The organism is Streptomyces sp. NPDC058685 (assembly GCF_042714725.1).
In the GTDB taxonomy this organism is placed as follows: domain Bacteria; phylum Actinomycetota; class Actinomycetes; order Streptomycetales; family Streptomycetaceae; genus Streptomyces.
Genome location: NZ_JBHXSL010000020.1, coordinates 20,902 through 46,518, shown reverse-complemented (window position 1 = coordinate 46,518; position 25,617 = coordinate 20,902). Strand labels below are relative to the sequence as shown.

At 70.6% G+C, this 25,617-nt stretch carries 29 protein-coding genes; 19 read left to right on the top strand and 10 right to left on the bottom strand.

Annotated elements, in window-relative coordinates:
- The first annotated feature begins 57 nt into the window (after positions 1 to 57).
- Complete coding sequence (locus tag ACFWU3_RS18475; protein WP_384438201.1) at positions 58 to 1,947, top strand: ABC transporter ATP-binding protein; 1,890 nt, start codon at positions 58 to 60, stop codon at positions 1,945 to 1,947.
- Between the two features lie 15 nt (positions 1,948 to 1,962).
- On the opposite strand, the gene ACFWU3_RS18470 is transcribed toward ACFWU3_RS18475, so the two are convergent.
- Positions 1,963 to 2,253 (bottom strand): SCO0607 family lipoprotein, encoded by a 291-nt coding sequence (locus tag ACFWU3_RS18470; protein ID WP_384438198.1) that lies wholly within the window; start codon positions 2,251 to 2,253, stop codon positions 1,963 to 1,965.
- A 198-nt stretch (positions 2,254 to 2,451) separates the two neighbouring features.
- Between ACFWU3_RS18470 and ACFWU3_RS18465 the strand changes: the two genes are divergently transcribed.
- From ACFWU3_RS18465 to ACFWU3_RS18455, 3 genes are all read left to right on the top strand, one after another.
- A complete protein-coding gene (locus ACFWU3_RS18465; protein WP_384438195.1) occupies positions 2,452 to 2,811 on the top strand; it encodes an STAS domain-containing protein in 360 nt (119 codons plus the stop codon).
- Positions 2,812 to 2,972: 161 nt separating this feature from the next.
- Positions 2,973 to 3,428 carry an ATP-binding protein gene (locus ACFWU3_RS18460; RefSeq protein ID WP_384438353.1) on the top strand — a complete coding sequence of 152 codons (456 nt, stop codon included), beginning with the start codon at positions 2,973 to 2,975 and terminating at the stop codon, positions 3,426 to 3,428.
- Between the two features lie 142 nt (positions 3,429 to 3,570).
- The gene (locus ACFWU3_RS18455; protein ID WP_313948219.1) at positions 3,571 to 3,798 is read left to right on the top strand and encodes a DUF5133 domain-containing protein; all 228 of its coding nucleotides are present in this window, start codon (positions 3,571 to 3,573) and stop codon (positions 3,796 to 3,798) included.
- Between the two features lie 16 nt (positions 3,799 to 3,814).
- Here ACFWU3_RS18455 and ACFWU3_RS18450 read toward each other — a convergent pair whose 3' ends face one another.
- Positions 3,815 to 4,369: a cysteine hydrolase family protein gene (locus tag ACFWU3_RS18450; RefSeq protein WP_384438192.1), complete on the bottom strand. Its 555-nt coding sequence runs from the start codon at positions 4,367 to 4,369 to the stop codon at positions 3,815 to 3,817.
- Between the two features lie 317 nt (positions 4,370 to 4,686).
- On the opposite strand from ACFWU3_RS18450, the gene ACFWU3_RS18445 reads away from it, so the two are divergent.
- Positions 4,687 to 5,175, top strand: a complete 489-nt coding sequence (locus tag ACFWU3_RS18445) for a hemerythrin domain-containing protein (RefSeq protein WP_384438189.1) — start codon at positions 4,687 to 4,689, stop codon at positions 5,173 to 5,175.
- 182 nt (positions 5,176 to 5,357) lie between these two features.
- Here the strand turns inward: ACFWU3_RS18445 and ACFWU3_RS18440 are convergent, their stop codons facing one another.
- On the bottom strand, positions 5,358 to 5,807 hold the full coding sequence (locus ACFWU3_RS18440) for a hypothetical protein (RefSeq protein ID WP_384438186.1): 450 nt from the start codon (positions 5,805 to 5,807) through the stop codon (positions 5,358 to 5,360).
- Between the two features lie 425 nt (positions 5,808 to 6,232).
- Here ACFWU3_RS18440 and ACFWU3_RS18435 point away from each other — a divergent pair, with 425 nt between their 5' ends.
- The 5 genes from ACFWU3_RS18435 (at position 6,233) to ACFWU3_RS18415 (ending at position 9,707) form a co-directional block, all read left to right on the top strand.
- Positions 6,233 to 6,436: a cold-shock protein gene (locus ACFWU3_RS18435; protein ID WP_030228921.1), complete on the top strand. Its 204-nt coding sequence runs from the start codon at positions 6,233 to 6,235 to the stop codon at positions 6,434 to 6,436.
- Positions 6,437 to 6,771: 335 nt separating this feature from the next.
- Positions 6,772 to 8,304, top strand: coding sequence for a DEAD/DEAH box helicase (locus ACFWU3_RS18430; RefSeq protein WP_384438183.1), 1,533 nt, complete (start codon positions 6,772 to 6,774; stop codon positions 8,302 to 8,304).
- Positions 8,305 to 8,543: 239 nt separating this feature from the next.
- Complete coding sequence (locus ACFWU3_RS18425) at positions 8,544 to 8,849, top strand: SCO5918 family protein (RefSeq protein ID WP_384438180.1); 306 nt, start codon at positions 8,544 to 8,546, stop codon at positions 8,847 to 8,849.
- 11 nt (positions 8,850 to 8,860) lie between these two features.
- Positions 8,861 to 9,238 carry a hypothetical protein gene (locus tag ACFWU3_RS18420; protein WP_384438177.1) on the top strand — a complete coding sequence of 126 codons (378 nt, stop codon included), beginning with the start codon at positions 8,861 to 8,863 and terminating at the stop codon, positions 9,236 to 9,238.
- A gap of 226 nt (positions 9,239 to 9,464) precedes the next feature.
- Complete coding sequence (locus tag ACFWU3_RS18415) at positions 9,465 to 9,707, top strand: DUF6411 family protein (protein WP_384438174.1); 243 nt, start codon at positions 9,465 to 9,467, stop codon at positions 9,705 to 9,707.
- Between the two features lie 240 nt (positions 9,708 to 9,947).
- Here ACFWU3_RS18415 and ACFWU3_RS18410 read toward each other — a convergent pair whose 3' ends face one another.
- Complete coding sequence (locus ACFWU3_RS18410; protein WP_352208060.1) at positions 9,948 to 10,310, bottom strand: MerR family transcriptional regulator; 363 nt, start codon at positions 10,308 to 10,310, stop codon at positions 9,948 to 9,950.
- Positions 10,311 to 11,102: 792 nt separating this feature from the next.
- Between ACFWU3_RS18410 and ACFWU3_RS18405 the strand changes: the two genes are divergently transcribed.
- Positions 11,103 to 11,528: a VOC family protein gene (locus ACFWU3_RS18405; protein ID WP_384438170.1), complete on the top strand. Its 426-nt coding sequence runs from the start codon at positions 11,103 to 11,105 to the stop codon at positions 11,526 to 11,528.
- 69 nt (positions 11,529 to 11,597) lie between these two features.
- Here ACFWU3_RS18405 and ACFWU3_RS18400 read toward each other — a convergent pair whose 3' ends face one another.
- A complete protein-coding gene (locus tag ACFWU3_RS18400) occupies positions 11,598 to 12,959 on the bottom strand; it encodes an NAD(P)/FAD-dependent oxidoreductase (protein WP_384438167.1) in 1,362 nt (453 codons plus the stop codon).
- A 181-nt stretch (positions 12,960 to 13,140) separates the two neighbouring features.
- Positions 13,141 to 13,344 carry a cold-shock protein gene (locus ACFWU3_RS18395; protein ID WP_313948208.1) on the bottom strand — a complete coding sequence of 68 codons (204 nt, stop codon included), beginning with the start codon at positions 13,342 to 13,344 and terminating at the stop codon, positions 13,141 to 13,143.
- A gap of 201 nt (positions 13,345 to 13,545) precedes the next feature.
- Between ACFWU3_RS18395 and ACFWU3_RS18390 the strand changes: the two genes are divergently transcribed.
- Both ACFWU3_RS18390 and ACFWU3_RS18385 read left to right on the top strand, forming a co-directional pair.
- On the top strand, positions 13,546 to 14,475 hold the full coding sequence (locus ACFWU3_RS18390; protein WP_384438164.1) for an oxygenase MpaB family protein: 930 nt from the start codon (positions 13,546 to 13,548) through the stop codon (positions 14,473 to 14,475).
- Between the two features lie 99 nt (positions 14,476 to 14,574).
- Positions 14,575 to 15,291, top strand: a complete 717-nt coding sequence (locus tag ACFWU3_RS18385; RefSeq protein ID WP_384438161.1) for a PH domain-containing protein — start codon at positions 14,575 to 14,577, stop codon at positions 15,289 to 15,291.
- A gap of 92 nt (positions 15,292 to 15,383) precedes the next feature.
- Here ACFWU3_RS18385 and ACFWU3_RS18380 read toward each other — a convergent pair whose 3' ends face one another.
- The 3 genes from ACFWU3_RS18380 to ACFWU3_RS18370 all read right to left on the bottom strand — a co-directional run bounded on the left by ACFWU3_RS18380 (position 15,384) and on the right by ACFWU3_RS18370 (position 18,553).
- Complete coding sequence (locus ACFWU3_RS18380) at positions 15,384 to 16,112, bottom strand: beta-glucanase (RefSeq protein WP_384438158.1); 729 nt, start codon at positions 16,110 to 16,112, stop codon at positions 15,384 to 15,386.
- Positions 16,113 to 16,298: 186 nt separating this feature from the next.
- Positions 16,299 to 17,966: a ricin-type beta-trefoil lectin domain protein gene (locus tag ACFWU3_RS18375; RefSeq protein ID WP_384438156.1), complete on the bottom strand. Its 1,668-nt coding sequence runs from the start codon at positions 17,964 to 17,966 to the stop codon at positions 16,299 to 16,301.
- A 230-nt stretch (positions 17,967 to 18,196) separates the two neighbouring features.
- Entirely contained in the window at positions 18,197 to 18,553 is a 357-nt protein-coding gene (locus tag ACFWU3_RS18370) for a VOC family protein (protein ID WP_384438153.1), read from the bottom strand.
- A 153-nt stretch (positions 18,554 to 18,706) separates the two neighbouring features.
- On the opposite strand from ACFWU3_RS18370, the gene ACFWU3_RS18365 reads away from it, so the two are divergent.
- Complete coding sequence (locus ACFWU3_RS18365) at positions 18,707 to 18,907, top strand: DUF4236 domain-containing protein (RefSeq protein WP_313948202.1); 201 nt, start codon at positions 18,707 to 18,709, stop codon at positions 18,905 to 18,907.
- 700 nt (positions 18,908 to 19,607) lie between these two features.
- On the opposite strand, the gene ACFWU3_RS18360 is transcribed toward ACFWU3_RS18365, so the two are convergent.
- Positions 19,608 to 20,114, bottom strand: coding sequence for a DUF664 domain-containing protein (locus ACFWU3_RS18360; RefSeq protein ID WP_384438150.1), 507 nt, complete (start codon positions 20,112 to 20,114; stop codon positions 19,608 to 19,610).
- A 280-nt stretch (positions 20,115 to 20,394) separates the two neighbouring features.
- Here ACFWU3_RS18360 and sigK point away from each other — a divergent pair, with 280 nt between their 5' ends.
- The 5 genes from sigK to ACFWU3_RS18335 all read left to right on the top strand — a co-directional run bounded on the left by sigK (position 20,395) and on the right by ACFWU3_RS18335 (position 25,604).
- Positions 20,395 to 20,958, top strand: coding sequence for an ECF RNA polymerase sigma factor SigK (gene sigK / locus ACFWU3_RS18355; RefSeq protein ID WP_384438350.1), 564 nt, complete (start codon positions 20,395 to 20,397; stop codon positions 20,956 to 20,958).
- Complete coding sequence (locus tag ACFWU3_RS18350) at positions 20,955 to 21,695, top strand: anti-sigma factor domain-containing protein (protein WP_384438147.1); 741 nt, start codon at positions 20,955 to 20,957, stop codon at positions 21,693 to 21,695. Before sigK ends, ACFWU3_RS18350 begins: the two co-directional genes overlap by 4 nt.
- Positions 21,696 to 22,020: 325 nt before the next feature.
- Positions 22,021 to 23,307, top strand: a complete 1,287-nt coding sequence (locus ACFWU3_RS18345; RefSeq protein ID WP_384438145.1) for a lycopene cyclase family protein — start codon at positions 22,021 to 22,023, stop codon at positions 23,305 to 23,307.
- Positions 23,308 to 23,319: 12 nt separating this feature from the next.
- Positions 23,320 to 24,054 (top strand): class I SAM-dependent methyltransferase, encoded by a 735-nt coding sequence (locus tag ACFWU3_RS18340; RefSeq protein WP_313948196.1) that lies wholly within the window; start codon positions 23,320 to 23,322, stop codon positions 24,052 to 24,054.
- A 56-nt stretch (positions 24,055 to 24,110) separates the two neighbouring features.
- Positions 24,111 to 25,604, top strand: a complete 1,494-nt coding sequence (locus ACFWU3_RS18335; RefSeq protein WP_384438346.1) for an FAD-dependent oxidoreductase — start codon at positions 24,111 to 24,113, stop codon at positions 25,602 to 25,604.
- Positions 25,605 to 25,617: the final 13 nt, after the last annotated feature.

The following is a 25,617-nucleotide window of genomic DNA, read 5'->3' as shown; positions in this document are numbered from 1 at the left end:
CGCCATGCCGGCCGACGGGATCCTAGCGCCGGCCCACACTCTCCGGAGGCACCACCCATGGACATGGAAGTCACCGCGTGGACATCGCTGCACAGCGCGATGAACGCCCAGGAGGACAGGAGGCCCTTCTCCCGGGCCACCCTGCGCCGCATCGCGGCATTCGCCCGGCCCCACCGCGGCGAGCTCTACCGGTTTCTGCTGCTGAGCGTGATCACCGCCCTGCTCGCCGTCGCCACGCCGGTACTCGCCGGACGGGTCGTGGACGCGATCGTCAAGGGCCATGACTCGGGCACGGTGACCCGCCTCGCACTGCTCATCGCCGTCATCGCCGTCGCGGAGGCCGGCCTCGGTCTGCTCACCCGCCGCCTGTCGGCGACCCTCGGCGAGGGCCTGATCCTCGATTTGCGGACGGCGGTCTTCGACCACGTGCAGCGGATGCCGGTCGCGTTCTTCACCCGGACCCGTACCGGCGCACTCGTCAGCAGGCTCAACAACGACGTCATCGGGGCGCAGCGGGCGTTCAGCAACACTCTTTCGGGTGTGGTCTCCAACCTCGTGACCCTGCTGCTCACCCTCGCCGTGATGGTGAGCATCTCCTGGCAGATCACCCTGCTCGCGCTCGTTCTGCTGCCGGTGTTCGTCGTCCCCGCCCGCCGTATGGGAGCCAGGATGGCCCGGCTCCAGCGTGAGGCCGCGCAGCACAACGCCGCCATGGGGACCCAGATGACCGAGCGCTTCTCCGCACCGGGAGCGACGCTGGTCAAGCTGTTCGGACGGCCCGCCGACGAGTCGGCCGAGTTCGCCGCCCGCGCTCGCCGGGTGCGGGACATCGGCATCCGTACCGCCATGGCACAGTCCGTCTTCATCACCGCGCTCACCCTGGTGTCTGCACTGGCGCTCGCCCTGGTCTACGGGCTCGGCGGGTACTACGCGCTCCGCGGCAGCCTGGAGCCGGGCGCCGTGGTGGCTCTCGCCCTGCTCCTCACCCGCCTCTACGCCCCGCTGACCGCACTCGCCGGCGCCCGGGTGGAGGTGATGAGCGCTCTCGTCAGCTTCGAGCGGGTCTTCGAGGTTCTCGATCTGAGGCCGCTGATCGCCGAGAAGCCGGACGCCCGCCGTGTGCCGGACGGGCCCGTGTCGGTGGAGTTCGACGGCGTGCGCTTCGGCTACCCCTCCGCCGACAAGGTCTCTCTCGCCTCGCTCGAAGAGGTGGCCACGCTCGACTCCCGCGGTGGCACGGAGGTGCTGCACGACATCTCGTTCCGCGCCGAACCCGGACGGATGGTCGCCCTGGTGGGCTCGTCCGGCGCGGGCAAGTCGACGATCGCTCAGCTCCTGCCGAGGCTCTACGACGCGGACGAGGGCTCCGTACGGCTGAACGGCATCGACGTGCGCGATCTGACCGCGGACTCGATCCGCGACACGATCGGCATGGTCACCCAGGACGGCCACCTCTTCCACGAGTCCGTGCGGGCCAATCTGCTGCTCGCGCGGCCGGACGCCACCGAGGACGACATCTGGGACGCACTGCGGCGTTCGCGTCTCGACGGACTCGTGGCCTCACTGCCCGACGGTCTGGACACCGTCGTGGGCGAGCGCGGTTACCGCCTCTCCGGCGGAGAACGTCAACGGCTCACGATCGCCCGGCTCCTGCTGGCCCGTCAGCGGGTCGTCATCCTCGACGAGGCGACGGCGCACCTCGACTCCACCTCGGAAGCGGCCGTCCAAGAAGCGCTGGGGGAGGCGCTGGAGGGGCGCACCGCCGTCGTGATCGCCCACCGGCTCTCCACCGTTCGGGCGGCCGATCTGATCCTCGTCGTCGAGGACGGCAGGGTCGTCGAACGCGGCACCCACAGCGAACTGCTGGCCGAGGGCGGCCGCTACGAGCAGCTGTACCGGACGCAGTTCGACCGCCCGGGCACCGCGGAGGCGCAGCCGGTGGGCTGAACGGCCGACGCGCCGTCAGTCCTTGACGACGTTCCCGTTCTCGTCGACGACGACCGTGCTCCAGTACTTGTCCCACTTGTCGTCGACGTGCTCGGGAACCTTGCCCTTCGGGTAGCGGACGTATCCCTTGGGCGGTTCCTCGTCGTCGGGGACACAGGCGCTGCCGGTGGTGCCCCCGACGGCCTTGACCGGGTACTCGCCGTTGCCGCAGATGGCGTCCTCCATCGAGCAGCCGGTGACCAGGAAGGCCGCGGCCACCCCCGCCACGGCAAGGGAGGAGTACCGGAGTCGTCGGTGCTTCAGCATTCTCAAGAGCCTCTCTCGTCGGTCCGGTCAGTCTGTCCGTGAACGAGGTGCCCTTGATGAGTACGCGTACTCAACCGGCGATGGGTAGCAGACCGGGGCCGGCCGGAACGGACTTCATTCCGCCGTGTTCTGTCATTCGGTGATCTCGTCCCCGCATGTCCTTGCGGATCGACTGGCATATTCGCTTCGATGGGCGCCATGACACGCGAAGAGTTGCCGTCCGGCAACAGATGGGCCTCCACGGGACCCCTCGACACGCAGTACGCCGTCGGCGACGTCTGGGTCGTCGTCGCCCGGGGCGAGGTCGATCTCAACAACCTCCCGCCGCTCACCGAAGCCCTCACCCAGGCAGCCGAAACGCACGCCACGGTCGTGCTGGACGCCTCCGGCATCACCTTCGCCGACTCCACGTTCCTCAACCTGCTCCTGCGCATCCACCAGGCCACCGACCTGCGCATCGCGGCGCCGGGCGCGCAACTCGAGCGCCTTCTCGACCTGACCGGCGCCGACGGGGTCCTCGATCTCCGGCCGTCGGTGGACGAGGCCACCACGACCTGAGGGCGCTGCGGCGCCACGCGGACCGATGGGCCCACGGGATTGCGCAACCAGATCTCACGGGCGTGCGGGGAGTGCGAGAGTGGAAGGCGGGTAGAGGCCGCCACAGTCGTGTGTGGCGTGAATGTTGTGGGACATGGTGTGGGACACAGGGGCCGTGAATGATGGATACGGGGGCCGATGGCAGTGCGACGGACGCCGTCGCCCGCAAACCCGCCGCCTGGGCCGGCGCCGCGTACGACGGCGCACCGGGCTCCATCGCAGCGGCACGGCACTTCGCCGCTCACTTCCTGACCCGGCTCCAGGTCCGGCACGGCATCGCCGTCGCGCGTGACGCCGTCGGCGCCGTCCAGCTGGTCGTCAGCGAGCTGATCACCAACGCCTGCAAGTACGCCCCCGGCCCGTCCTCGCTGAGCCTGGAGGTCGCCGGCCGGACACTGGAGATCACCGTGTCGGACTCCAGTCCCGCGCTGCCGCTCGTCCGCGGCCCCGAGCCCACCCGCGTCGGGCAGCACGGCCTGGAGATCGTCATGGCACTGTCCGAGGGCTTCCAGGTACAGCGGGAACCTTTCGGCAAGAGGATCAAGGTCCGGGTGCCGCTCGTACCCGGCTCGCCCTGACGTTGCGGGCCACCGGGGCGACGGGAAGGCACCCGGACCGCCGCACCCTCCATAGGTGCATGGGGCATGGAGATGCAGGTATCGGGCAGCCGGTCCACTATCAGGGGCAATTGGGCGTTTGTGGCGGACAAGGAGACCTGCCGTGCTGATGGCTCACCCTGCGGTTCTGAAGAACCTGATCGACCGGTACGAGACGCTGAGGACGCTGCACGCCGAGACCGGCAGCGCCCGGGTCCGCCAGCGGATGGACGACATCGCCTACACCCTGTGCGTGTCCACGGGCACCCGCGATGTGACGGCCGCGCTCATCGCCGCCCGCCGCCAACTCCCCGGCGCCTGCCCGGAGGGCGAGTCGCTCGTCGTGAGCTGAGGCGCCCGCGCTCCCGTCAGAACTCGATGCTGTCCGTACCGCGGATCTCCACGTTCATGTTGCGGTCCATCATCCGCAGCGCCGCTTCGGCCAGATCGGCATGGATGTGCGCGACCGCGTCCTCCGGCACCGTCACCCGCAGATGCCGGATGTGGGCGTCCAGGGCGGAGTACAGCACGCACTGCTCGGTGACCTGACCGCACAGGGCGATGTGGTCGACGCCGAGCTGGCCCAGAAGGTAGAACAGCGGAGTCTCGAAGAAGATCGAGTGACGTGCTTTGACGACGAACAGCGACTCGTCATCGGGCTTCAGCGGTTCGACCAGGTCCGCGTGGGGGCCCGACAGAGCCGCCTCGAGGAGTTCGCCGTGGTGGGAGCGCCACTGCCCGAAGTTGTCGTTGACGTAGATGACCGGGACCTTGTGCTCCCGGGCGCGTTCGATCAGTCGCACCACCGCGGGCACCGCCTGCTCGGCGGACGGGATGAGCAGATCCGCATCGCGGTGATCGTAGGTGTTGATCATGTCGATCACGATGACGGCACGGTTGCCCAGGCTCTCCGCGGTGGTCATGCTGCCCATGGTTCCACGCCCGTCATGATCACGCAGGGGCCGTGCGCGTGCTCGTCGCGGCTGCGGGAACAGGCCGGGACACGGCTGTGGATCACCGGCAGGCACCGGTCCTGGAAGCACGGGCGCGATACCACGAGACCGAGGAGCCGGCCCCGCAGCCGCCCGGCATCCCTGCCGTACCGCAGGGCGAACGGATGGCCGGTCCGATCACCCGGAGTGGGTGCCCCGTCGCGGGGAACACGCTCGGCACATCGAAGGTTGCGCCGGGCCCGGCCACGAGTCCGGGCCGACGGCGCGCAGGAGAGGAGTGGTCGCAGATGGCTTCCGACGACGTGGTGGAACTGATCCTCGAGGACCACCGGAGCATGGAGGATCTCTTCCGTCGGATGCGCAGCGTCGACGAGGACCGCGCGAAGGCGCTGCGGCAGTTCTCCGCACTCCTCGTCGCGCACGCCGAGGCGGAGGAGTCCGAGGTCTACCCGGCACTGAAGCGGTACAAGGACATCGACAACGACGAGGTCGAGCACGGCTCGGAGGAGCACGACGAGGGCCATGAGGCGCTGCTGCACCTGCTGGAGGTCGAGGACACCGGCGGCGAGGAGTGGGACGAGAAGCTGGAGGAGCTGTCCGAGGCCGTCGCGCACCACCTCGACGAGGAGGAGCGCACGCTGCTGAACGACGCCCGGGAGAACGTGGCCGACGAGCGCCGCGCCGAGCTCGGCAAGGCATTCCTGAAGGCCAGGGCCGACCAGCTGGCGTCCGACTGCGGAGACATCGAGAACGTACGCCGTCTCGTCCGGGGCTGAGCCCCGCCGGGGCCGGGTATCCCGCGCCGCGACGGGGCAGGCCGCCGGGCGCCGCGACGGGGCCGGCCCCCTGCGCCGTCACGGGGCCGGCCCTCTCCGCGCCTGCTGCCCTTCCGGCGCCCGTCCGGCCTTCCCCTCGGCGACCGTGGTGGCGCCCTGCCGGCCCGGCTCCCCGGCGCCCGTCAGGAACCCGGCGGCAGCGCCGTGTGATCGGGATGCCGCCGGGTCCGGCGCGCCTCCTTCATCTCGGCCTCGTACAGATGGTCGCGGCCCTCGGCGAGCTGATCACGAACCTGACGTTCGACGTCCTGGAACGGCCGGTAGTACGTCTCGTTGTAGGCCTCCACGATCTGGAAGGTCCAATGGCCGGGGATGACATTGCGGCCGAGGATCTCCCGCTCGACGAGGTCGGCCAGGCGATCGTGGCCGGCCTCGCGGAGGAGACGGACGGCGTCGTCGAGCTGGAGGTCCGCCGAACCGGTCAGCTGGTGGAATCCGTACAGATGCCCGCGCGCCCGTTCCGTGGTCTCCAGAGCCTTCGACAAGGCGCCCAGCGCCTCGACCGTCTTGTCATGCACACCCGCCGGGCGGCGGTGCGCCGCGTCGGGGCCGTCGTTCCGTTCGTCACTCACCCCTGACGTGTCCCCTGCTGCCACCGGGGCATGTTCGGCACTTCGGGTGGTCTTCGCAGCGGGACGGGCAGCCAGGGCGTCCGAGGGGCGGGTTCCCACCCTCGGCGCCGGCCGGCGCCCGGCGCCTGTCCAGGGCCCCGGAAATATTTCTCCTACGGCAACTGGAGAATTAGCCTCCACGGCCGCAATAATTTTGGCCGCCATTTCCCGGCGACAAGCAACGTCACGAGCACTATCGGCGCCACCGTGCTAATGTTGATCTCAGTTGCAGTTGTGGTTCCCAAAGACTTCAAGTGCCCTCACCGGTTTTCTGAACCGGCGAGAGCACTTTTGCATTTCCGGTCCTCCGGAACGGGGCAATCATCACGGCGACTCGAGGTCCGCACAGTGCGGTCCTCTGGGCAACGCCCCGAAGGAGATATGACATGGCCAGTGGCACCGTGAAGTGGTTCAACGCGGAAAAGGGTTTCGGCTTCATCGAGCAGGACGGTGGCGGCGCTGACGTCTTCGCCCACTACTCGAACATCGCCACCCAGGGCTTCCGTGAGCTTCAGGAAGGCCAGAAGGTGAACTTCGACGTCACGCAGGGCCAGAAGGGCCCCCAGGCCGAGAACATCGTTCCCGCCTGACGCTGACACGTACGACGCAGCTGGGGCCCGCACCTTGGGGTGCGGGCCCCAGCTCGTTGCTTTTCGCAGCATCGGCACGCGGGTGTCGTGAGGGGCCGATCCGGCCCCCGGCCCGCAACGGCTGAACGCGCCTCTCGATGGCAAAAAGGCCCGACCGGGTCCGTTCAGCCCGTACTTTCCCTGCCTTCAGGCGAATTCTCGCCTCCCGCAGACAGACGAGGCAGCCGTATTCCCCCTGTTTCGCTCCATCTTTTTCCGGTCCGTTCCTGCGAATCTCCGTGCGGCATGCCGCTGCCGGAATTCCTCGATACGTACCGCATCGAGGAAGGTTCTTCATGAACCGCACGACTCGCACGAACGACCGCTACTCCCGCACCAGCGGCGGCTCCGCCAGGGGCGGCTACCGCTCCCAGGCCGGCGGCCGCTCGGGTGCTCCCAACCGCTCCGGCGCCCCCAACCGCTCCGGCGGCTACGGACGTCGACCGGCCGCGCTCCAGGGCGAGTTCGCTCTCCCGGTGACCATCACCCCGGCGCTGCCCCCGGCCGCGGCCTTCTCCGACCTGGACATGCCGGCTCCCCTGCTGGCCGCCCTGACCGCGGAAGGCATGACCGTGCCGTTCCCGATCCAGGCCGCCACCCTGCCCAACTCCCTTGCCGGGCGCGACGTCCTGGGCCGCGGGCGCACCGGCTCCGGTAAGACGCTGGCCTTCGGCCTGGCCATGCTGGCGCGTACCGCCGGTCAGCGCGCCGAGCCGCGCCGGCCGCTGGCCCTGGTCCTCGTCCCCACGCGTGAACTGGCCCAGCAGGTCACCGACGCACTCACCCCCTACGCCCGGTCGCTGAAGCTACGACTGGCGACCGTGGTCGGCGGTATGTCGATCGGCCGTCAGGCAGGCGCGCTGCGCGGCGGCGCCGAGGTGGTCGTCGCGACCCCCGGACGCCTCAAGGACCTGATCGACCGGGGCGACTGCTCACTGGAGCGGGTCGCCATCACCGTTCTCGACGAGGCGGACCAGATGGCCGACATGGGCTTCATGCCCCAGGTCACCGCACTGCTCGACCAGGTACGCCCCGAGGGCCAGCGGATGCTGTTCTCGGCCACCCTGGACCGCAATGTGGACCGTCTGGTGCGCCGCTACCTGCACGACCCGGTGGTCCACTCGGTCGACCCCTCGGCGGGCGCGGTGACGACGATGGAGCACCACGTGCTGCACGTCCACGTCACCGACAAGTACGCGACGACCACCGAGATCGCCGCACGCGACGGCCGGGTGATCATGTTCCTGGACACCAAGCACGCCGTGGACGGGCTCACGAAGCATCTGCTGAACAGCGGTGTACGGGCGGCGGCCCTGCACGGCGGCAAGTCCCAGCCGCAGCGCACGCGCACCCTCGCCCAATTCAAGGAGGGGCACGTCACGGTGCTCGTCGCCACGAACGTGGCGGCGCGCGGCATCCATGTCGACAATCTCGACCTGGTCGTCAACGTGGACCCGCCGAGTGACCACAAGGACTACCTCCACCGCGGTGGGCGCACCGCTCGCGCGGGTGAGTCCGGCAGTGTCGTCACGCTGGTTCTCCCCAACCAACGGCGCGACATGGTGCGGCTGATGGCGGACGCCGGCATCACCCCGCAGACCGCGCAGGTCCGCTCCGGTGAGGCCGAACTGAGCCGTATCACCGGCGCGCAGGCGCCGTCGGGTGTTCCGGTCACCATCGCCGCACCGGTGGCGGAGCGCGCCAAGCGCGGTGCGTCCTCCTCCTCGCGCGGCAGGCGCAGCCGGCCCGCGCAGGCCCGCCGTGCCGGCAGCACATCCCGGACGCCGTCGGGCAGTTCGCAGCGGCAGGGCCGGGGCGCGGCCGCGTAAGGGCTGTCCCGTCATCCCCGGCGGGCCGGTCCCGAGGGACACGGCTCCCGTTCACGACGACATCTTCGTGAACCACCCGTACCGGCAGGCTCCGTCGACGCGGCTTCACCCCGAAGTCACCGTCTCCACGGCGCCTGCCGGTGCACAGTCGCACCCGGCCACCGGCCATCGCCCGTACCGTGTACTCCATCCCGCGGACCGCAACCCGGCCCTGCCTTCCCCTCGACCTGTGAGGCATCATGCGCTGCGTCATCGCCCGTTTCCCGTTCGACCTGTTCAAGAACGAAGTGCAGGACGCGATGAAGGGCATCAAGCCCGAACCCATCACGGGAGAGTCCGTGATCATCGGCCGACGGCACTACCCCGTCAAGCAGGTCGGTGAAGTCATCACCCGGCAGGACCGCCGCGACTTCACCGCCGCCGAAGTGACCCGGGCCCTGGTCCGCCTGGGGTTCACCTGCCGCTCCGTCCCCGTCGAGGAGCCGGCGGTCGCGCTGACTCCGGTCGAGAACGCCTCAGCGCTTCTCGGCACTCCCGCACAGTAGAATCGCTGCCCATGTCGAAGCCTGATGATCTGCTCGTCGAAGTCGCCGCGATGGTGGAGTCGGAGCAAACCAATCAGATGTCCCTGACCGTGGTCGTGCACGGCGCTGTCATCACCGGCCGCCTGGCCCCCGAAGCCGTGTGGAGGCAGCGGGTCGCCGAGGTCCTCAAGGACTCGGACCGGCTGGGACCGTTCTCCAGCATCTTCATGAAGACCGAGGTTGCCGCCCACCGGCGCGAGGAGGGGCAGCCGTCGACGCATCTGCACTTCCACGTCGCCCGGATCCTCCAGGGCACGCTCGGAATCCCGGAAACCGGTGGCATGTACCGCATCGCCATCAAGGACGTCAGCGCCTGGACTGTCGGGGACTTCAGCTACTCGGACAACTGACGGCACCCTCTGTGCCCGGACCCGCCGGGCACAGAGGCGAACCGGGGCCACACCGCGCAGACCACCGGAATCCGCAGGGGCCGGTGGTGGCGCCGGGCCGAGGGCTGTACGGCGGAGGCGGACACAAGTCCGCAGGCCAGGGCGAGGTACCCCACACGCGCCGACGGGCGTAGATGCATGCATGACGGGCACGCGGCAGACACCGCACCTTCGAAAGGAATCCCTCATGGTCATCGCCGGCGTCATCGCCCTGTGTGTCGTACTCGCCGTACTCGCCTTCTTCCTCCCGCGCCTCTCCCGGCACCCCGAACGCGGAACGCAGCGTTCGCTCGGCATGGGGGCACGCGCGGGCAGCAAGGCTCCCGGTCCGCTCGGCCGGCTCTTCAGCAAGCCGTTCCACAGCAGCTCGCGGGCTGTCGGAAAGAGCGGCTCCGCCGGCCGTCGTGCGCGCGGCAAGATGCCGTTCTGACAGCGACACGACCCGGGAGACGAGAAAAGTGAAGTTTCTGCTGCTCGCCGGCGTGATCGTGCTGGTCGTACTCGCCTATCGCCACCGGTCACGGCGGCCCCGGAACCGTCCCGGTGACAGTGACCACGGACGGGACGGCTGACCGGCCCGGGCCTGCCTCGACGGCGGACGGCCGACCGGGTCAGGCACGCGAAAGCGCGCCTGCTCCCCGGCACAACAAAGCCGCGGCGGGCCCACCGGTCAGGCGTCGGCCTTCGGATGGGATCCGGCGGCGGGGCGGCGCAGTTCCTCGTTGATACGCATGGCTTCTTCGAGCTGGTCCTCGAGGATGATGATGCGGCAGGCGGCCTCGACCGGTGTCCCCTGGTCCACGAGCTCGCGCGCCCGCGCGGCAATACGCAACTGGTAGCGGGAGTACCGCCGGTGGCCGCCCTCGGAGCGCAGCGGCGTGATGAGACGGGCTTCGCCGATGGCCCGGAGGAAGGCGGGAGTCGTCCCGATCATTTCGGCGGCTCGGCCCATGGTGTACGCGGGATAGTCATCGTCGTCGAGACGATCGTGCGGGCTGGGAATGTTTTCTGCGGTCACTGACACCTCATCCATCGGAACGCGTCGAGGGGCCCGGGTACCGAGTGGCACCCAGGCCCCGAGGGGTTTTCAACACCATCTGCCGGTCTGTTACAGCACCGGCTCTCTGTTTCCGCTTACCTGTCCTTCGGGACGGGTGTGCGGGGATCTCATATGCGTGACCGGGGACCACCTTCCAATCCGGGGCCTGCGGTACCCGGGCGCTTCGAAGTCCGCCCGGGGGATCCTGATGGCGTCTGCCTCCTTGCCTCTTTCTGATCCTTCTTCGGTACTGGGGTACTGCATGGCCCCTGGGGCCACCTGGTCCGGCAGCCAGCGAGGGGACCCACTCCTGCGTCCGGCCCCATCACTCCACTGCCGTGCCACTCCTGCCGCGCGGCAGTTCTTGTCTGCCGCGCCTCACTCACTTTGTGGTCTCAGGGGAGACTGTAGTCCTCGACCAAGAGCATGTCTACCACCGCCACGACAGTTTTCCTCATGGCCGGGAGCCCGAAGTTCTGGCGTCTTCCGGTGAGGCACGTCGGGCCGACGGACCCGTCCGCCGCGGTCCGCCACTGCCGGTCCATCGAGACTCGGCGGAGACAGCGGGCACCGCGGGCGGACGGTGGTACGGCCGGGAGGGTCCTAGATGATCACGATCAGGAGCGCCGTGACGATCGTCGCGACAGCGACCGCGGTCATCAGCGCCCAGGTTCCGGGAACGTCCTGCCTGCTCGTATGCATCCTGCTCGTATCCATGACGACCGGGTACCCGCCCAACCGGCGCTCATCCCGGCGCCGGGCCTGCTCGGCGGGCACAGTGGAGACATGAACGCAGACGACACGAGCATGCTGGGCCGCTCCCGCGTGGCCACCCGGCTCCCCGCCCAGGACCTGGAGCGAGCGCGGCTGTTCTACGCGCAGAAGCTCGGCCTGGAGCCGGTCGACGAACGGCCGGGCGGACTGCTGTACCGGTGCGGGGGCGTGGACTTCGCCCTGTTCCTCTCCGCCGGTGGGTCGCCCGGGACGTTCACCCAGATGGGCTGGGAGGTCGACGACATCGAATCCGTCGTCGCCGAACTGCAGCGGCGCGGCGTGGTGTTCGAGGAGGTCGATCTGCCCGGGCTGCGCACCCGAGGGGCCATCGCCGAGATCGAGGGGAACTACCCGAGCAAGGGGGCCCGCGGCGAACGGGGCGCGTGGTTCCGCGACAGCGAGGGGAACATGCTGGGCATCGGGCAGTTGGTCTCCTGACGGCGTGCGCACGGCTACGGGCCGGGTCGCCGCGGGACGGCGGTCCGGTCCCGCGGCCGACCGGTCGCCTCAGGCTCGCGCGCGCAGGGAGGCCGTGTGCTCCCGCACCTGCTCGGGCGTCAGATAGGCATCGGTGTGCTCGAAGTCCCGCAGAGTGGACGGGCCGCGCATCAGGAAGCCCGTACGGACGAAGTCGTCGCCGGCGACGGCGTTGAGCATCCAGTTCGTCAGCACACGGGTCTTGGCGACATGCGTCCTCAGGGCCGACCAGTGATAGCCGCGCGCCACGAGCTGCGCGGGCAGTCCCCGCAGCTCGATGCCGAGCGGCTTGGAGACGGCGTCCTTGCCGCCGAGGTCCACGACGAGGCCCAGGTCCTTGTGCGCGTACGGCTCCAGCGGCCGGCCCCGGAGCTGGGCGATGACGTTGTCGGCGACCTTGCGGCCCTGCCGCAGGGCGTGTTGGGCGGTGGGCGGGCAGATCGCGTCGTCACCCTTGGCGAGGTCCGGCACCGCGGCGGCGTCGCCGAGCGCGAAGACACCGTCGGCGTCGGGGACGGTCATGTCGGGGCGCACCACCAGCCGTCCGCGGGCGGTCTCCGCGTCCAGAGTGCCGACGAGCGGGCTGGCGGCGACGCCGGCCGTCCAGATGAGCGTGCGGCAGGGCAGTACGCGTCCGTCGGTGAGCGTCACCTTCTCCGGACCGACGTCGGCGACCGACACCCCGAGGGACACCTCGATGCCGCGCCTGCGCAGGATCTCCAACGCCGCGAGGCCCAGTTTGTCGCCGAGTTCGGGCATCAGCTTGGGGGCGATGTCGATCAGATGCCACTTGATCTGTTCGGGGTTCAGGCGCGGATACCGCTTCACGGCGTTCTGGGTGAGCCGCTGGAGGCACGCGGCCGTCTCGGTGCCGGCGTAACCGCCGCCCACGACGACGAACTGGAGGCGGGAGGCGCGCTCCGCCTCGTCGTGGCTGGCGTCGGCGAGGTCGAGCTGGGCGATCACATGGTCGCGGATGTAGGTGGCTTCGGCGAGCGTCTTCATCCCGCGTCCGTGCTCCACGAGTCCGGGGATGTCGAACGTCCGGGTGATGCTGCCGGGAGCCAGCACGAGGTGGTCGTACGGCTGGTTCACGATCTCGTCCGTGATCTTGCGGATCACACAGATCTTTGCCTTGGTGTCCACACCGATCGCGCCGCCGGGAATGATCTGCGTGCGGTGCTTGGCGCTGCGGCGCAGGGAGACGGCGACCGACTGGGGCGTCAGCACACCCGCGGCCACCTGGGGCAGCAGCGGAAGGTAGAGCTGGTAGGAGAACGGGGTGACCAGGGAGATCTCGACATCCGTCCGGGAGAGCTTGCGCTCCAGCCGGCGTACGCAGTCGATGCCGGCGAAGCCGGCCCCCACCACAAGAATCCGCGATCGTGCCACGATGCCCGTCCTTTCTCCGCCCGGCAGGTCTTATCGTCGGCTGCCCAGCCTCGGCGGTCTTGCACACCCCCATCCTTGCGACCTCTGTGACACCCGCAAGTCTTCGGCCGTCGCGGCGGCGGGCCGGCGGGATGCGGGGCTGCGAACCGTACGGATGCAGCCCCGCGGCGAGAGGCGCCGTTCAGCCCCGGACGATGTTCTGCGCCTGCGGACCCTTCTGGCCCTGACCGATGTCGAAGGTGACGTGCTCCCCCTCGGTCAGTTCGCGGTAGCCATTGCCCTGGATCTCGGAGTAGTGCGCGAAGACGTCCGGTCCACCGCCCTCCTGGGAGATGAAGCCGAAGCCCTTCTCGGAGTTGAACCACTTCACTGTGCCACTGGCCATGCTGGTGTGTGTCCTTCTGTGTCCATTCCCGAGGCGGACCGGGTCGCGGACCGCCTCAGCTCCTTCGGGGGAGCCGAGAACAGCCATACCCCTGGGCGGTTGCAGTCATGTCATCCTTCTGCGGCCCGGCGCTCCAGGCCGCGGATACACCCGGGTCGCGCGGATCCGCGGCGTCCGGCTGTCCGGGTGGATACTTGAGATGTGAACATCCCCGTGCCCCGGGTCTCCGCCCTGCGCGAGCGCCTGGGCAGCAGCCTGTTCACCCGCGTCGCAGGCCCCGCGGGTCCGGACAACCGTGCGCGTATCCACGGCGCACCGGGACCCCGCTGGTTCGGTCCCGAGCGGCCCATCCGGATCGTTCACGGGGACGCGTCCATGTTCATCGGCGGGCTCAGGGCGCTGCTGCTCCAGTCCCTGCATCCGCTGGCCATGGCCGCGGTGGCGGCCCACTCCGGTTACCGCGGCGACCCCTGGGGCCGGCTCCAGCGCACCAGCACCTTCCTGGCGGTGACGACCTACGGCACGGCCGACGACGCCCAGAGCGCTGTCGACCGTGTACGGGCGGTGCACAGCCGCGTCATGGGGACGACGGCCGCCGGCGAGCCGTACCACGCCGCCGATCCGCATCTGCTCGCCTGGGTGCATGTCGCCGAGGTCGACAGTTTCCTGCGTGCCCATCAGCGGTACGGGCGACGGCCTCTGGACGGACCGGGGTGCGACGCCTACGTGGCCGACACCGCACGCGTGGCCCGAGCACTCGGCATCCCCGACCCACCGCTGGACCGTGCCGGTCTCGCCGAACGGCTGGCCGCGTACCGGCCGGAGCTGCGTGCGACCCAAGAGGCACGCGAGGCCGCGCGGTTCGTCCTGCGGCACCCGCCCCTGCCGTGGGTCGCCCGCGGTCCGTACGCCGTCCTGGCCGCCAACGCGGTCTCCACCCTTCCCCCGTATGCGCGCGAGCTGCTGGGACTCCCCCGTCTGCCCACCATGGAAACGGCCGTCGTCCGGCCCGCCGGGCACGCTCTCACCCGGACCATCCGATGGGCGATGAAGCCGCCCCCGCGACCGGCCGTCCGGCCGGCTGGGGAATCGGCGGTCACTCCCAACTCACCTGTCCCGCCTGCTCGTTGAGGCTCTGGCTGCGCCGGCCGTACGTCTCTACACTGCCAGTCCGGTGCGGCACGACACCGCCAGTCCGGTGCGGCACGAAGGCGACTACGGGGGTAGGGCGTGAGCTACGAGAGACTGCCGCTCGAATACCGGATGAGCTCCGGACGTCTGCGCATGCTGATCACCATGATCCTGCTCGCGACACCGGCGGCGCTGCTGCCCGTGCTGACGATCGAGGAGATCCCGACGGGCATCAGGACCGTCGTCTCGCTGACCGTCGTGGCGCTGTTCGGCTGGCTGGTGTACGGCTCCCGGCGCTGTGCCACGAGAGCCGACATCAAGGCCATCGGGGTCCGGGGATTCTTCCGGCACCGCAGGGTGGCCTGGGAGGACATCCAGGACATCCGCGCGGAGCTGAATCCTGCCGCGGCCATGCAGAGCGCCGCTCCGACCTACATCACGTTCGTCTACGGACGGGACGGCAAGAAGCTCCAACTGCCCTACGTCGACGACCAGCACGTGTCCATGGAGCGGGAGATGACGCTGCTGACGGACATCTGGACCGAACTGCGCGGGGACGACTGGGCACCAGACGCACAGGCCGCCGTGCTCATCGACCGCCGCAACGCCCGGCAGGCCGCGCTCCTGTCCGGCATGTCGTGGACCATGCTGGGATTTCTCCCGCTCATCGCCGTCATGCTGGTGCCCCTCTTCGCCGACCTGCCGGAAGGGCTGGAATCGGTGCTCAGCCCCTGGGCGGTGATGGGTGTCGGCCTGCCCTTGATCTTCGTCCTGACGGCGCTCGCGTCCTATCGCCGCAGCCTGCGGAACATCTGAGACCGCAGGCGCGGTCGGTCTGTCGGTGCTCGGTGCGGGCCGGGCTGACCTGGCCGGGCCCGCATATCGGCCGGTGCCCGGCCCCGGGGTACTCAGGAGCGGTACACGCGCAGCCGCCGTACCTCGTACGACAGGGACGTCCGGCCGGGTTCCGGCGCGGGGTGGTAGGTGCCGTCGGCGACGGAGAGGTTGACGATGAGGTGGGCGCGCCAGTCGCGGTCGAGGCCGGCGTCGTCGGTGAAGGCCCGCACCCCGTTGACCCACCAGACGACGGACCGGGCGCCGAGCTCGACGCGGAGATCGACCCATGCGCCGGGTCGGATACCGGGATCCCGGTGGTAATGACCCGCACCACTCATGTGGTTGGAGAGTTCCAGCAGATCGGGGTTGTCGGGGTGGTACTCGAAGGCGTCGATCTCGTTGCCGCCCTCCCACCAGGTCCAGATCGCGGGCCACGCACCCACCTCGCGGGGCAGGCGCACCCGGGCTTCGAGCACATCGCCCGTACGCACCATGAAGTCGTCCCGGCTGCCTTCGGTGGTGAGCAGTCCCGCGTACCACGTTCCGTCGGGGCCCGGCGTCGCGCGGAACACGCCGCGCCGGGAGTAGGAGGGGTCCGACACCAGGTGATCGAGCTTGTGGTCGCCGGGGTTGGTGGGGCCGCCGTTCGGATAGGCCCAGGAGCGGCCCGCGACCCACTGGTCCGTCGACGAGAAGTCGGCGGTGAACACCAGCCGGCCACGCGGTCGTCGCGGGCCCGGGACGAACCCGGCGAGCCGCTGCCTGATCCGGCCGAACACCGACAACGCCTGTTCAGTCATGCTGCCTCATCTCCGACAGCAACAGCGCATGCCGAGTGCGCACGCCGAGGATGCTGTCCGCCACCTCGTTCAACGAGCGAGGGGGCGTCCTGACGCGGCCGGTCCACCGACTCCCGTCACGGCCGTCGGCCGATCGCGACCCGATGCCGCCGCCGTGATGCGGGTCCGGGCGGGCGGCACAGGGCGTCAGGTACCGGCGGTCCAGCGCTGGTCGCTGTTCCCGTCGGCCGGGTCGAAGCCGAGTGAACTGCCCTCCGACCCGCCCGACGGTTCGAGCGCGAAGTCCAGGGCGACGTACGGCCGTACGGCTCCGGACGCGTCGACGGTGAACCGGAGGTTCCTGCCGTTCTTGCCGTCGGCGGACGAACAGGACCAGATGCCCACGCCCCGGTCGGTGTCGCCGCGTGAGTCCAGGCAGAAGTCGGAGTCGGCGTTGTTGCGCAGCAGTCCGCCGGGTTCCAGACTCCACTGCTGGGTCTCGGCGCCGTTGCAGCGGGCCGTGATGACATCGGTCCGGTTCTCCATCACACCGTCCTCGATGTCCAGGCAGAGCCCCGAACCGGCGTTGACGACGCGCGTGTAGCCGCCGCCCGGCACGATCGGCGCAGGTGGGGGCGGAACTGCCTTGGAGGGCGTGGGCGCCGGGGACTCGGGGGCGGGTGCGGACGCGGTGGGGGTCGGCCGGGGCTCGGGGGTCTTCGACGCCTCGCGGGTGGGGCTCGGTGACGGAGACCGTGCGGGCGAGGGCGCTGACGCGGGGGGCCAGGCAGGCTGCGGCGGCTGCGTCGTCGGACGGTCGCTCGCCACGGGTCCTGAGGTGTCCCCGGACGTGGTCGCCAGCACGGTGCCGGCGATCACCGCGGCCGCCACCGCCACAGCGGCGAGTACCACGGGCCGGGTCCGCAGCCGCGCGCCCCGCCGGGGCTCCGAGACGGCAGGTGCCGATCGGTGGTTCACGGCCGGCGACCGCTCCGGCTGGGCGGGTACGGCGTCGAGCAGGGCACGCACGGGGCGGCGGGCCGCGTAGGCCGCCCCGCCCCACTGGAGCAGCCCTTCGGCGAACACACCGCGGGGGTTGGCGGTCATACGGGCGAGGTTCGCCATCAGCCGGGTGCAGCCGGTGCATTCGGCCAGGTGGTTCGTCAGGTCGTCGCTGCGCCGCCGGTCCCCCGGCCGCACCGATGCCTCGATGATGCGCTGGAAGCCGGAGCACCTCTTGTCGTCGGACCGTGCGAGGTAGGCCCTGATGTAGGCCTGGCGCATGGCGTCCTGCGACTTGGTCCGCTGCTCGGACACGACGTCGGGCCGGACGCCGAGGTAGGTCGCCGTGGTGTCGTCGCTTTCACGGTCGACCACGGCGTACCAGAGGATGCCCCGCGTCAGCTCGGGGAGCCCGTAGAAGCCGGCGAGCATGGCGGACGACATCTCGAACGGGAGGCGCCGGGACTCCGGCAGGCTCCACTCGGCGCGGTCGGCCGACTCGTCGGACCACGCCGCGAAGTCCGGTTCGAGCCGGTCGCGGCGGTTGCCCTCGGCCCAGGTCAGGCCCACTCGCTGAACAAGCATCAGCAGGTGGTGGCGCCAGTTCCCGCGCGGCTCGATGCCGCGGATCGCCTCCTGGGCCGCGAGGTCGAAGGCCTGGACGGCCAGTTGGTTGCCGGCGACCTGGTCGCGCCCGCAGAGCCGGGCGTAGGAGAGCACGGCGGGAAGGTGGCGGCGCTTGAGCTCCTGGGTGGCCGGAAAGGCGGGCGGGGCGCCGGCGCGTATACGGTCGGTCAGTTCCGCGTCCGACAGGGCGGCGTAGACCTGCATGTGGTCGGCGGGGTCGGGACCGACCTGGTGGAGCTCTGGCACCCTGTTGACTCCTCGTTCAGTACGCACCACCGACGTGTCCGCAGCCACGGAGAAACGCGCCGGTGTTACCTGCAGGAAACAAGAGCCCATAGTGATGCAGGCGGATCAGCAGGGAAAGGTGTTTCCGTGGGTAAGTCGTGCGGGGAAAACGCCGGACGGCGACGACGCACCCCACGGCCGGGCTGCCCGGGGATGCCCATCACGCCGCCGGCCCCTGCCGGAACGCGCGGTCATGGAGTGCGACGCGGGGCGAGGACGCAGAACTCGTTGCCCTCCGGGTCCGCCATGACGACCCACGGCACGTCTCCCTGGCCGATGTCGGCACGGCGCGCCCCGTGCGCCAGCAGGCGCGCGACCTCGGCGTCCTGGTCGTCCGGCCTGAAGTCGAGATGCAGCCGGTTCTTCCCCGCTTTCAGCTCCCGCACGGGCTCGAAGATGAGTCCGGGCAGACGGTCCGCCGCCGGGCGGATCTCGAACTCGTCGTGGGCATCGTTCAGTACGACCCAACCGAGCGCGCCGGCCCACCAGTTCCCGAGCGCGACCGGGTCGACGGCGTCCACGACAAGCTGTTCCCACTCCAAGGACATGCCGCGGAGCGTAGTGGCCGCGCGGACCGCCGTGCCACGGACGCGCACGGCAGGAGCAGAAATCCGGCGGACATGGAATTCCGTCCACGGGCAACACGATGGCCAACTGGTCGCAGCCACAAGGCAATCGGCCTTCCGAACCGAGGAGGCACCATGCCGCTCACCTTCCGCAAGAGTTTCAGGATCCTGCCGGGCGTGACGTTGAACATCAATCGCAAGTCCTGGTCGATCACCACGGGCGGCAAGAACGGCCCGCGCCACACCCGCAGCAGCACCGGACGCCGTACGACGTCCATGAACCTGCCGGGTCCCTTCGGGTGGCGCAAGACGACCGGAGGCTCCGGCCGGCACTGACGAGGGCGGCACCGGGCCCCGATCGGGGCAGGGTTCCGCGCCGGAACCCTGCCCCGATCGCGGTGCCCTAGCGTCCGTCTGTCGCCGGCGCGGGGCTCCCGGCGTCCGCCGTCCCGGAAGTCACTCAGGGCGGCGACGCGTTCACTGGGCGCTGGGCGCGTCCTCGTCGATGTGATGTCCGGACGTGATCGGGGGCGCCTTCCAGCCCGGCACCCGCCCAGTCCTGCCACATGGAGAGCACATCGCCGTACAGATCGACCGTGTCGTCACCCGTGGCCCGGAGCACCTGGAGCGGACAGCGGATGCGCCGGCCCGCGGGCCGGTCCCCCTCATCGTGACGCCGGTCCCCGTCTGTGACGGGCTTCGAGGACCCGCCGCAGCCCCGCAGGTCCGGGGCCGGACCACCATATGGCCCGCCGCCGTCAGCAGGGGCGCGATCCGGTGCCATGGGGCGTGCTCCGCGGACGGCCGTGCGGCATCAGGACGGCCGGACCGGCGCCGACGTGGCGCACGCGCAGTCGGTCGCCCCCGCCCTCGCGGTCCGCCCTGTGCGAACCCTGCGAACCCTGCGAACCCTGCGAACCCTGCGAACCCTGCGAACACGGTCCACGCCCCTGCGTCGCCGCCGGTGTCCCCGACCGTGTGTCCGGGGCGAGGGCGGGCATGCCCACGGACAGACCCGGTGCCGGGGCATGCGGGCTCACCGCCGTAGGACCACGCCCCGCACGAAAGCGGCCTGGCCGGCGTGCTCGAGGTCGTCGGCGATGACGCTGACCAGGCGCACCCCCAGCGTGACCGGCGGGCTCCAGGCCTCGTCCACCACGCGGTCGAGCGCCTCGTCATCGAGTCCCTCGACGTAACGCAGCGTCTGATCCACGACGGCGTCGTGATAGCCGAGCAGCAGGTCGGGAGAGTCCACGCGGACGGCCGCCACCTGCTTGCTGCTGTGGCCGTACCCCGTCGCGCCCGGGCCGAAGGGCAGCTCGAACCGGTCCGCCCAACCCTTGTGCCACACCTGTTCGAGGTCGGCGGCGTCGGCGACATGATCGTCCTGAACCCGTGTCAGGTGCCACACCAGCCAGGCGATGGAGTTCGCGTCCTGGTCGATCCGTGCGTTGAGCTGCTCGGCGGACAGACCGTCCACCGCTGCGTGCACCGCCTCCTGGACCCGTCCGAAGGCGTCCACCAGCGCGTCGACACTGTTCATGTCCTGCTCCCCGGCCGCGTCCGCCCCGGCGGGCTCCGCCGAGGACAGCACCAATGTACTTTTCGGGCCCGGTCGGCGCGAAAGGCAAACGTGCCGGGACATTCGGGGTCCATGCCGGCCCGGGACCGCAGAACCGGGCCGGGCGTGACATGCGGCGGACGCCGAGCGATGTTGAGATGGATGAGTGGCTCCGCACGGGCGCGACCACCGTCACGCGCGCGCAGGGCCCCTGACCCGGCAGCGAGGGATCCTGGTGCCTTCCGTCAGTCATGGACCCGAGATCGGACCTCCGCACAGCGAGGACGACCTGGACAAACTGCTGCTCAGGACCGCGCAGGGCGACGAAGACGCCTTCACGGGCGTGTACGACGCGGCCAGCGGCCCTGTCCTGGGGCTGGTGCGCCGCATCCTCCGGGACACGGCGCAGTCCGAGGAAGTGGCCCAGGACGTACTGGTCGAGGTGTGGGCCACGGCGGCACGCTTCCGGCCCGAGGAGGGCAGCGCAAAGACATGGATCATGACACTCGCTCATCACCGGGCGGTGGACCGGATCCGGTCCGCCGAGGCCAGGAACGAGCGCGAACAGAAGGCTGCGCTGCTGGACCGGACCCGGCCGTTCGACGAGGTGACCGAGCGCGTCGAGACACAGCTGGAGTGGCAGCAGGTCCGTCGGTGCGTACGTCTGCTCACGGACATGCAGCGGCAGGCCGTGACACTCGCCTACTACCAGGGCCTGACGCACAAGGAAGTGGCGGAAGCGCTCTCCCTCCCGCTGGGCACCGTCAAGACCCGCCTGCGCGACGGTCTGATCCGCCTCAGGGACTGCCTCGGGGTGTCGAGATGACCGGCGCCGATCTGCACATGGCTTCGGGTGCCTACGTCCTGCATGCGCTTTCCCCCGACGAGCGCAGGGCTTTCGAGGCCCATGTGGCCGCCTGCGAGGCGTGCCGGGAGGAAGTCGCCGAACTGAGGGCGACGGCGGCACGCCTCGGGTCGGCCATGACCGTCACCCCGCCGGCCGAGATGCGCGACCGGGTCATGCGGCGGGTGGCGGACACCCGTCAGGAGGGGCTGCTCCCGCCGGCGTTGCGCGTCAGGCGGACCGTGCAGGTGTCCCGGGTCGTTCTCGCGGCGTGCCTGGCACTCGCCGTGGCGGGCGGCGGGATCGCCCTGTGGCAGCACCAGGAGGCCGAGGAGGCCCGGGCTTCGGTCCGGCAGGCCGAGCAGCGGGAAGCGGGCGTGGCCGATGTGCTGGCCGCACCCGACGTCCGGCTCCAGACACGGGAATGGAAGGACGGGTCCACGGGAACGGTCGCGTACGCCCCCAGCAAGGACGCCGCGGCTCTGATCCTGGCGGGTCTGGCCGAGCTGCCCGCGACCAAGGTGTACGAGGCATGGTTCGCCGGGACGGGGGCCACCAGGCCGGCCGGGCTGATCAGCGGCACCGAGGAGCAGCAACTGGTGCTGCTCGACGGACCGGTGGCCGGGGCGACGGCTGTGGCGATCACCGTCGAACCGGCCGGCGGCTCCCAGCAGCCCACCTCCGCTCCGCTCGGAGTCATCAAGGTGCCGACAGCCTGATACGCGGCCACGGGTCCGGTCAGCTGTCAGGAGCCGCTCCGGCACCGTCGTCCCGGGCGCCTGCTTCTGCGGCCGACTGCGCCGGTCGCGGCCCGGGGAGAAGCCCCCACCCGAACGGGTGCATCCGGGAGCACCTCCCCAGGGGAATTCCTCTCATGCGGTGAAAGCCGGATCCGGGGTGTCGCGTGGACTTCGGCGCCACGGTTGCTCTGATGGTCCCGGTGGCCGGCACCGCCGGGCGGTCGTGCGGGAGTGGTCCCGGTCGCCGGCACCGCCGGGTGGTCGTGCAGGAGTCGTGCAGAGAGACGTCAGCGAAGGAGCCGGCTTGAGCGTGCGGGAGACGGACGCCGACGTCGTGATCATCGGTGGTGGCGCCTCGGGCCTGTCGCTGGCCCACGCCCTCGCGACCTCGGACGACGCGGGCAGGCCCTCCGGCGGCTCGGACCGGTTGTCCGTCGCCCTCGTCGAGGCACCCGAGGGCCCGTTGCGCCCCGCCGAGCGCACATGGTGCTTCTGGGAGGAGACGGCCGGTGAGTTCGACGACGCGGTGACCGCGTCGTGGCGCCGATTGCGCGTCCACGGAGCCGACGGACACGTGTTCGGCGGCGATCTCGGCACCCTGCGGTACAAGATGATCCGCTCCGGCGCCTTCGAACGTCTCGTCCACACACGGCTCTCCGACCTGGAACACGTCCGCCTCCTGCGGGCGACCGCACACGAGGTGCGTGCCACCGCGGACGGCGCCGAGGTCCGGTGCACCACCACCGACGGACTGCCCGCGCGCGTGCGCGGCCGCAGCGTCTTCGACTCCCGGCCTCTCCCCTCGCTGCCGCCTGCGCGCACCACCCTGCTCCAGCACTTCCGCGGCTGGTTCGTGCGGACCCGGCGGCCGGTCTTCGATCCCGAGGTCGCCGACCTGATGGACTTCCGTGTGCCCCAGCCACCCCACGGGCTCGCGTTCGGCTATGTGCTGCCGCTCGGGCCCCGCGACGCCCTGGTGGAGTACACGCGGTTCTCACGCGCCCCGCTGTCGCGGGAGTCGTACGACCGGGCTCTGCGGCACTACACGGCCGACGTGCTGAAGCTCGGCGAGTTGGAGATCCGGGACGCCGAACAGGGGGTGATCCCGATGACCGACGCCCGCTTTACCCGACGGGCCGGGGCAGGTGTCTTCCGTATCGGAGCCGCCGGAGGCGCCACCCGGCCGGCGACCGGATACACCTTCTCGGCTTCACGGCGGCAGACACAGGACATCGCCGCCGCGTTGCGCGAGGGACGGGGGGACGCCGTGCCCGCGCCCTGGTCCCGCAGGGCTATGGCGATGGACGCGGTGATGCTCCGGGCCCTCGACACCGGCCGTGTCGAGGGCGCGCACTTCTTCTCCACGCTCTTTCGCCGTACGCCACCGGAACGGCTGCTGCGCTTCCTGGACGGCCGTACCGGCCTCTTCGAAGATCTCCGCATCGGCTTCGCCGTACCCATGTGGCCGATGCTGCGCACCGCGCTGGAGCTGCCGTTCCTCCCCCGCCGGCCCGCCGGCGACTCCCGGACAGCCGTCGCTCAGGCACCGGTCACCGGCGCGCCTCTCCTCCATGACCCTCCTCCCCCGTGAAATGAGCAGCTGATGACCCTTCTGCGGGACCGGGATCTCACCCGGGCCTTCGACCATGCCGCGGCCGGCTACGACCGCCTCGTCTCGATGAACCCGGGCTACCACGCCGACCTGAGGCGCTCCGCACGCCGCCTGCGCCTGCCCGACCGCGGCGAGGGCCTGCGGGTGCTCGACATCGGCTGCGGTACGGGCGCGTCGACCGCGGCACTTCTGCGAGTGGCGCCGGGGGCCGAGATCACGGCCGTCGACGCCTCCGCGGGGATGCTGGAACGAGCGGCCGCGAAGTCGTGGGCCGGGCACGTGCGATGGGTGCACGCACCGGTGGAAGAGGTCGCGCGTGCGGGAGTCCAGGGGCCGTTCGACGCCGTCTTCGCCGCCTACCTCTTCCGCAATGTGGCGCGCCCGGACGCCGTACTGGACAGGGTGCACGCACTGCTGAGGCCGGGCGGACGGCTGGCGGTGCACGAGTACAGCCTCAGCGGCTCGCCGGTGCACCACGCGCTGTGGTCGGCGGTGTGCCGAGGCGTCATCGTCCCCGCGGGCACCCTCATGGGCGACCGCGATCTCTACCGCTATCTGTGGCGGAGCGTGCTCGCCTTCGACCGGGCACCGGAGTTCGTCGACCGGCTGGTCCGCGGGGGCTTCCACGAGGCGCGAGCCCTCCCGATGCCGGGCTGGCAGACCGGGATCCTTCAGACGTTCCTCGCCCGGCGGGGCGCGCCGGGCGAGCGGAGGTCCACGTCGTGAGCGCGGCGGACGTCCGTCCCGCCCGCCGTGGCAGGGACCGCAGGGCGCAGGTCCTCATGCCCGCCCGGGGCCGGGAGCGATGCGCGGGGGACGCGCCGCGCACGGCGGTGGTCGGGGGTGGCATCGCGGGCCTCGCGGCAGCGACGGCTCTCGCCGAGCGCGGGGTGAGGGTGACGCTCTTCGAGCGGGAGGCCGTTCTGGGCGGACGGCTCGCCGGCTGGCCGGTGGAACTGGCCGACGGGTCCACGGCGACGATGAGCCGCGGCTTCCATGCGTTCTTCCGCCAGTACTACAACCTGCGTGGGCTGTTGCGCCGTGCGGACCCCGGTCTCTCGGTACTCACCCCTCTGCCGGACTATCCGCTGCGTCACCGCAGCGGAACCACCGACAGCTTCGCCCGCGTGCCGCGCACACCGCCGTGGAGCGCTCTGGGATTCGTCGCCCTGAGCCCGACCTTCGGCTGGCGGGACCTGGCAGGAATGGACCCGGTCGCGGCCCTGCCCCTGCTGGATGTGCGGGTTCCGGAGGTCTATGAGCGCTACGACGACGTCAGCGCGTCGGACTTCCTCGGCTCCATCCGTTTCCCCGAGGCCGCGCGCCATCTGGCGTTCGAGGTCTTCTCACGGAGCTTCTTCGCCGATCCCCGGGAACTCTCCGCGGCGGAGCTGCTGGTGATGTTCCACATCTACTTCCTCGGATCCGCGGAGGGGCTGCTCTTCGACGTCCCCCGGGAGCCGTTCCCGCAGGCGCTGTGGAACCCTCTGGAGCGCTATCTGCGGGGTCTCGGGGTCGAGGTGCGGACGGGCACGGCCGTGACGTCGCTGCGACCGGACACCGATGACACCTTCCTCCTCGACACCGACGGGCCCGTCGAACGGTACGACGCCGTCGTCCTCGCGCTGGACGTCCGCGGTCTGCGGACAGTCGTCTCCGACTCGCCGCACCTGGGCGACGCCGTCTGGCGCGAGAACGTCGAACGGCTGCGCTGCGCCCCGCCGTTCGTGGTCTCGCGCCTCTGGCTCGACCGGCCCGTCGCCGCGGACCGTGCGGGGTTCCTGGGCACCAGTGGCTTCGGCGGGCTCGACAACGTGAGTGTGCTCGACCGCTGGGAGGGCGAAGCCGCCCGCTGGGCCGGGCGCACCGGCGGCAGTGTGGTCGAGTTGCACGGATACGCCGTCGACGAGGGGACGGGCCGGCAGCGGATGCAGGAGCGGTTGCTCCGTCAGCTGCACGAGGTCTACCCCGAGACGCGCGAGGCCGAGGTGATCGACGCGCGCCACGAGTGGCGCGCGGACTGCCCGATGTTCCCGGTGGGTGGCCATCTCACACGTCCGCCCGTGAGTACGCCCCATCCCTCCCTGGTGCTGGCCGGTGACATCGTGCGTACGGATCTGCCGGTGGCGCTGATGGAACGGGCCGCCACCACCGGCTTTCTCGCGGCCAACGCCCTGCTGCGGCGGTGGGGCGTCCGGGGGCATCCGCTGTGGACGGTGCCGCGCGAGGGCCGGTCCCGGACCTTGCGCACACTGGCGTCCCTGAGCCGTTCCTGAGCCGTTCGCGTTC

What these genes read in the sequence shown, in the direction of transcription:
- ACFWU3_RS18425 (WP_384438180.1), top strand. Translation starts at nt 8,544, where the DNA reads ATGCGCTGCGTCATCGCCCGTTTCCCGTTCGACCTGTTCAAGAACGAA.
- ACFWU3_RS18445 (WP_384438189.1), top strand. Translation starts at nt 4,687, where the DNA reads ATGGCTTCCGACGACGTGGTGGAACTGATCCTCGAGGACCACCGGAGC.
- ACFWU3_RS18430 (WP_384438183.1), top strand. Translation starts at nt 6,772, where the DNA reads ATGAACCGCACGACTCGCACGAACGACCGCTACTCCCGCACCAGCGGC.
- ACFWU3_RS18395 (WP_313948208.1), bottom strand. Translation starts at nt 13,344, where the DNA reads ATGGCCAGTGGCACAGTGAAGTGGTTCAACTCCGAGAAGGGCTTCGGC.
- ACFWU3_RS18410 (WP_352208060.1), bottom strand. Translation starts at nt 10,310, where the DNA reads ATGGATGAGGTGTCAGTGACCGCAGAAAACATTCCCAGCCCGCACGAT.
- ACFWU3_RS18405 (WP_384438170.1), top strand. Translation starts at nt 11,103, where the DNA reads ATGAACGCAGACGACACGAGCATGCTGGGCCGCTCCCGCGTGGCCACC.
- ACFWU3_RS18435 (WP_030228921.1), top strand. Translation starts at nt 6,233, where the DNA reads ATGGCCAGTGGCACCGTGAAGTGGTTCAACGCGGAAAAGGGTTTCGGC.
- ACFWU3_RS18415 (WP_384438174.1), top strand. Translation starts at nt 9,465, where the DNA reads ATGGTCATCGCCGGCGTCATCGCCCTGTGTGTCGTACTCGCCGTACTC.
- ACFWU3_RS18360 (WP_384438150.1), bottom strand. Translation starts at nt 20,114, where the DNA reads ATGAACAGTGTCGACGCGCTGGTGGACGCCTTCGGACGGGTCCAGGAG.
- ACFWU3_RS18350 (WP_384438147.1), top strand. Translation starts at nt 20,955, where the DNA reads ATGACCGGCGCCGATCTGCACATGGCTTCGGGTGCCTACGTCCTGCAT.
- ACFWU3_RS18475 (WP_384438201.1), top strand. Translation starts at nt 58, where the DNA reads ATGGACATGGAAGTCACCGCGTGGACATCGCTGCACAGCGCGATGAAC.
- ACFWU3_RS18365 (WP_313948202.1), top strand. Translation starts at nt 18,707, where the DNA reads ATGCCGCTCACCTTCCGCAAGAGTTTCAGGATCCTGCCGGGCGTGACG.
- ACFWU3_RS18465 (WP_384438195.1), top strand. Translation starts at nt 2,452, where the DNA reads ATGACACGCGAAGAGTTGCCGTCCGGCAACAGATGGGCCTCCACGGGA.
- ACFWU3_RS18420 (WP_384438177.1), top strand. Translation starts at nt 8,861, where the DNA reads ATGTCGAAGCCTGATGATCTGCTCGTCGAAGTCGCCGCGATGGTGGAG.
- ACFWU3_RS18370 (WP_384438153.1), bottom strand. Translation starts at nt 18,553, where the DNA reads ATGTCCTTGGAGTGGGAACAGCTTGTCGTGGACGCCGTCGACCCGGTC.
- ACFWU3_RS18380 (WP_384438158.1), bottom strand. Translation starts at nt 16,112, where the DNA reads ATGACTGAACAGGCGTTGTCGGTGTTCGGCCGGATCAGGCAGCGGCTC.
- ACFWU3_RS18450 (WP_384438192.1), bottom strand. Translation starts at nt 4,369, where the DNA reads ATGACCACCGCGGAGAGCCTGGGCAACCGTGCCGTCATCGTGATCGAC.
- ACFWU3_RS18460 (WP_384438353.1), top strand. Translation starts at nt 2,973, where the DNA reads ATGGATACGGGGGCCGATGGCAGTGCGACGGACGCCGTCGCCCGCAAA.
- ACFWU3_RS18470 (WP_384438198.1), bottom strand. Translation starts at nt 2,253, where the DNA reads ATGCTGAAGCACCGACGACTCCGGTACTCCTCCCTTGCCGTGGCGGGG.
- ACFWU3_RS18335 (WP_384438346.1), top strand. Translation starts at nt 24,111, where the DNA reads ATGCCCGCCCGGGGCCGGGAGCGATGCGCGGGGGACGCGCCGCGCACG.
- ACFWU3_RS18340 (WP_313948196.1), top strand. Translation starts at nt 23,320, where the DNA reads ATGACCCTTCTGCGGGACCGGGATCTCACCCGGGCCTTCGACCATGCC.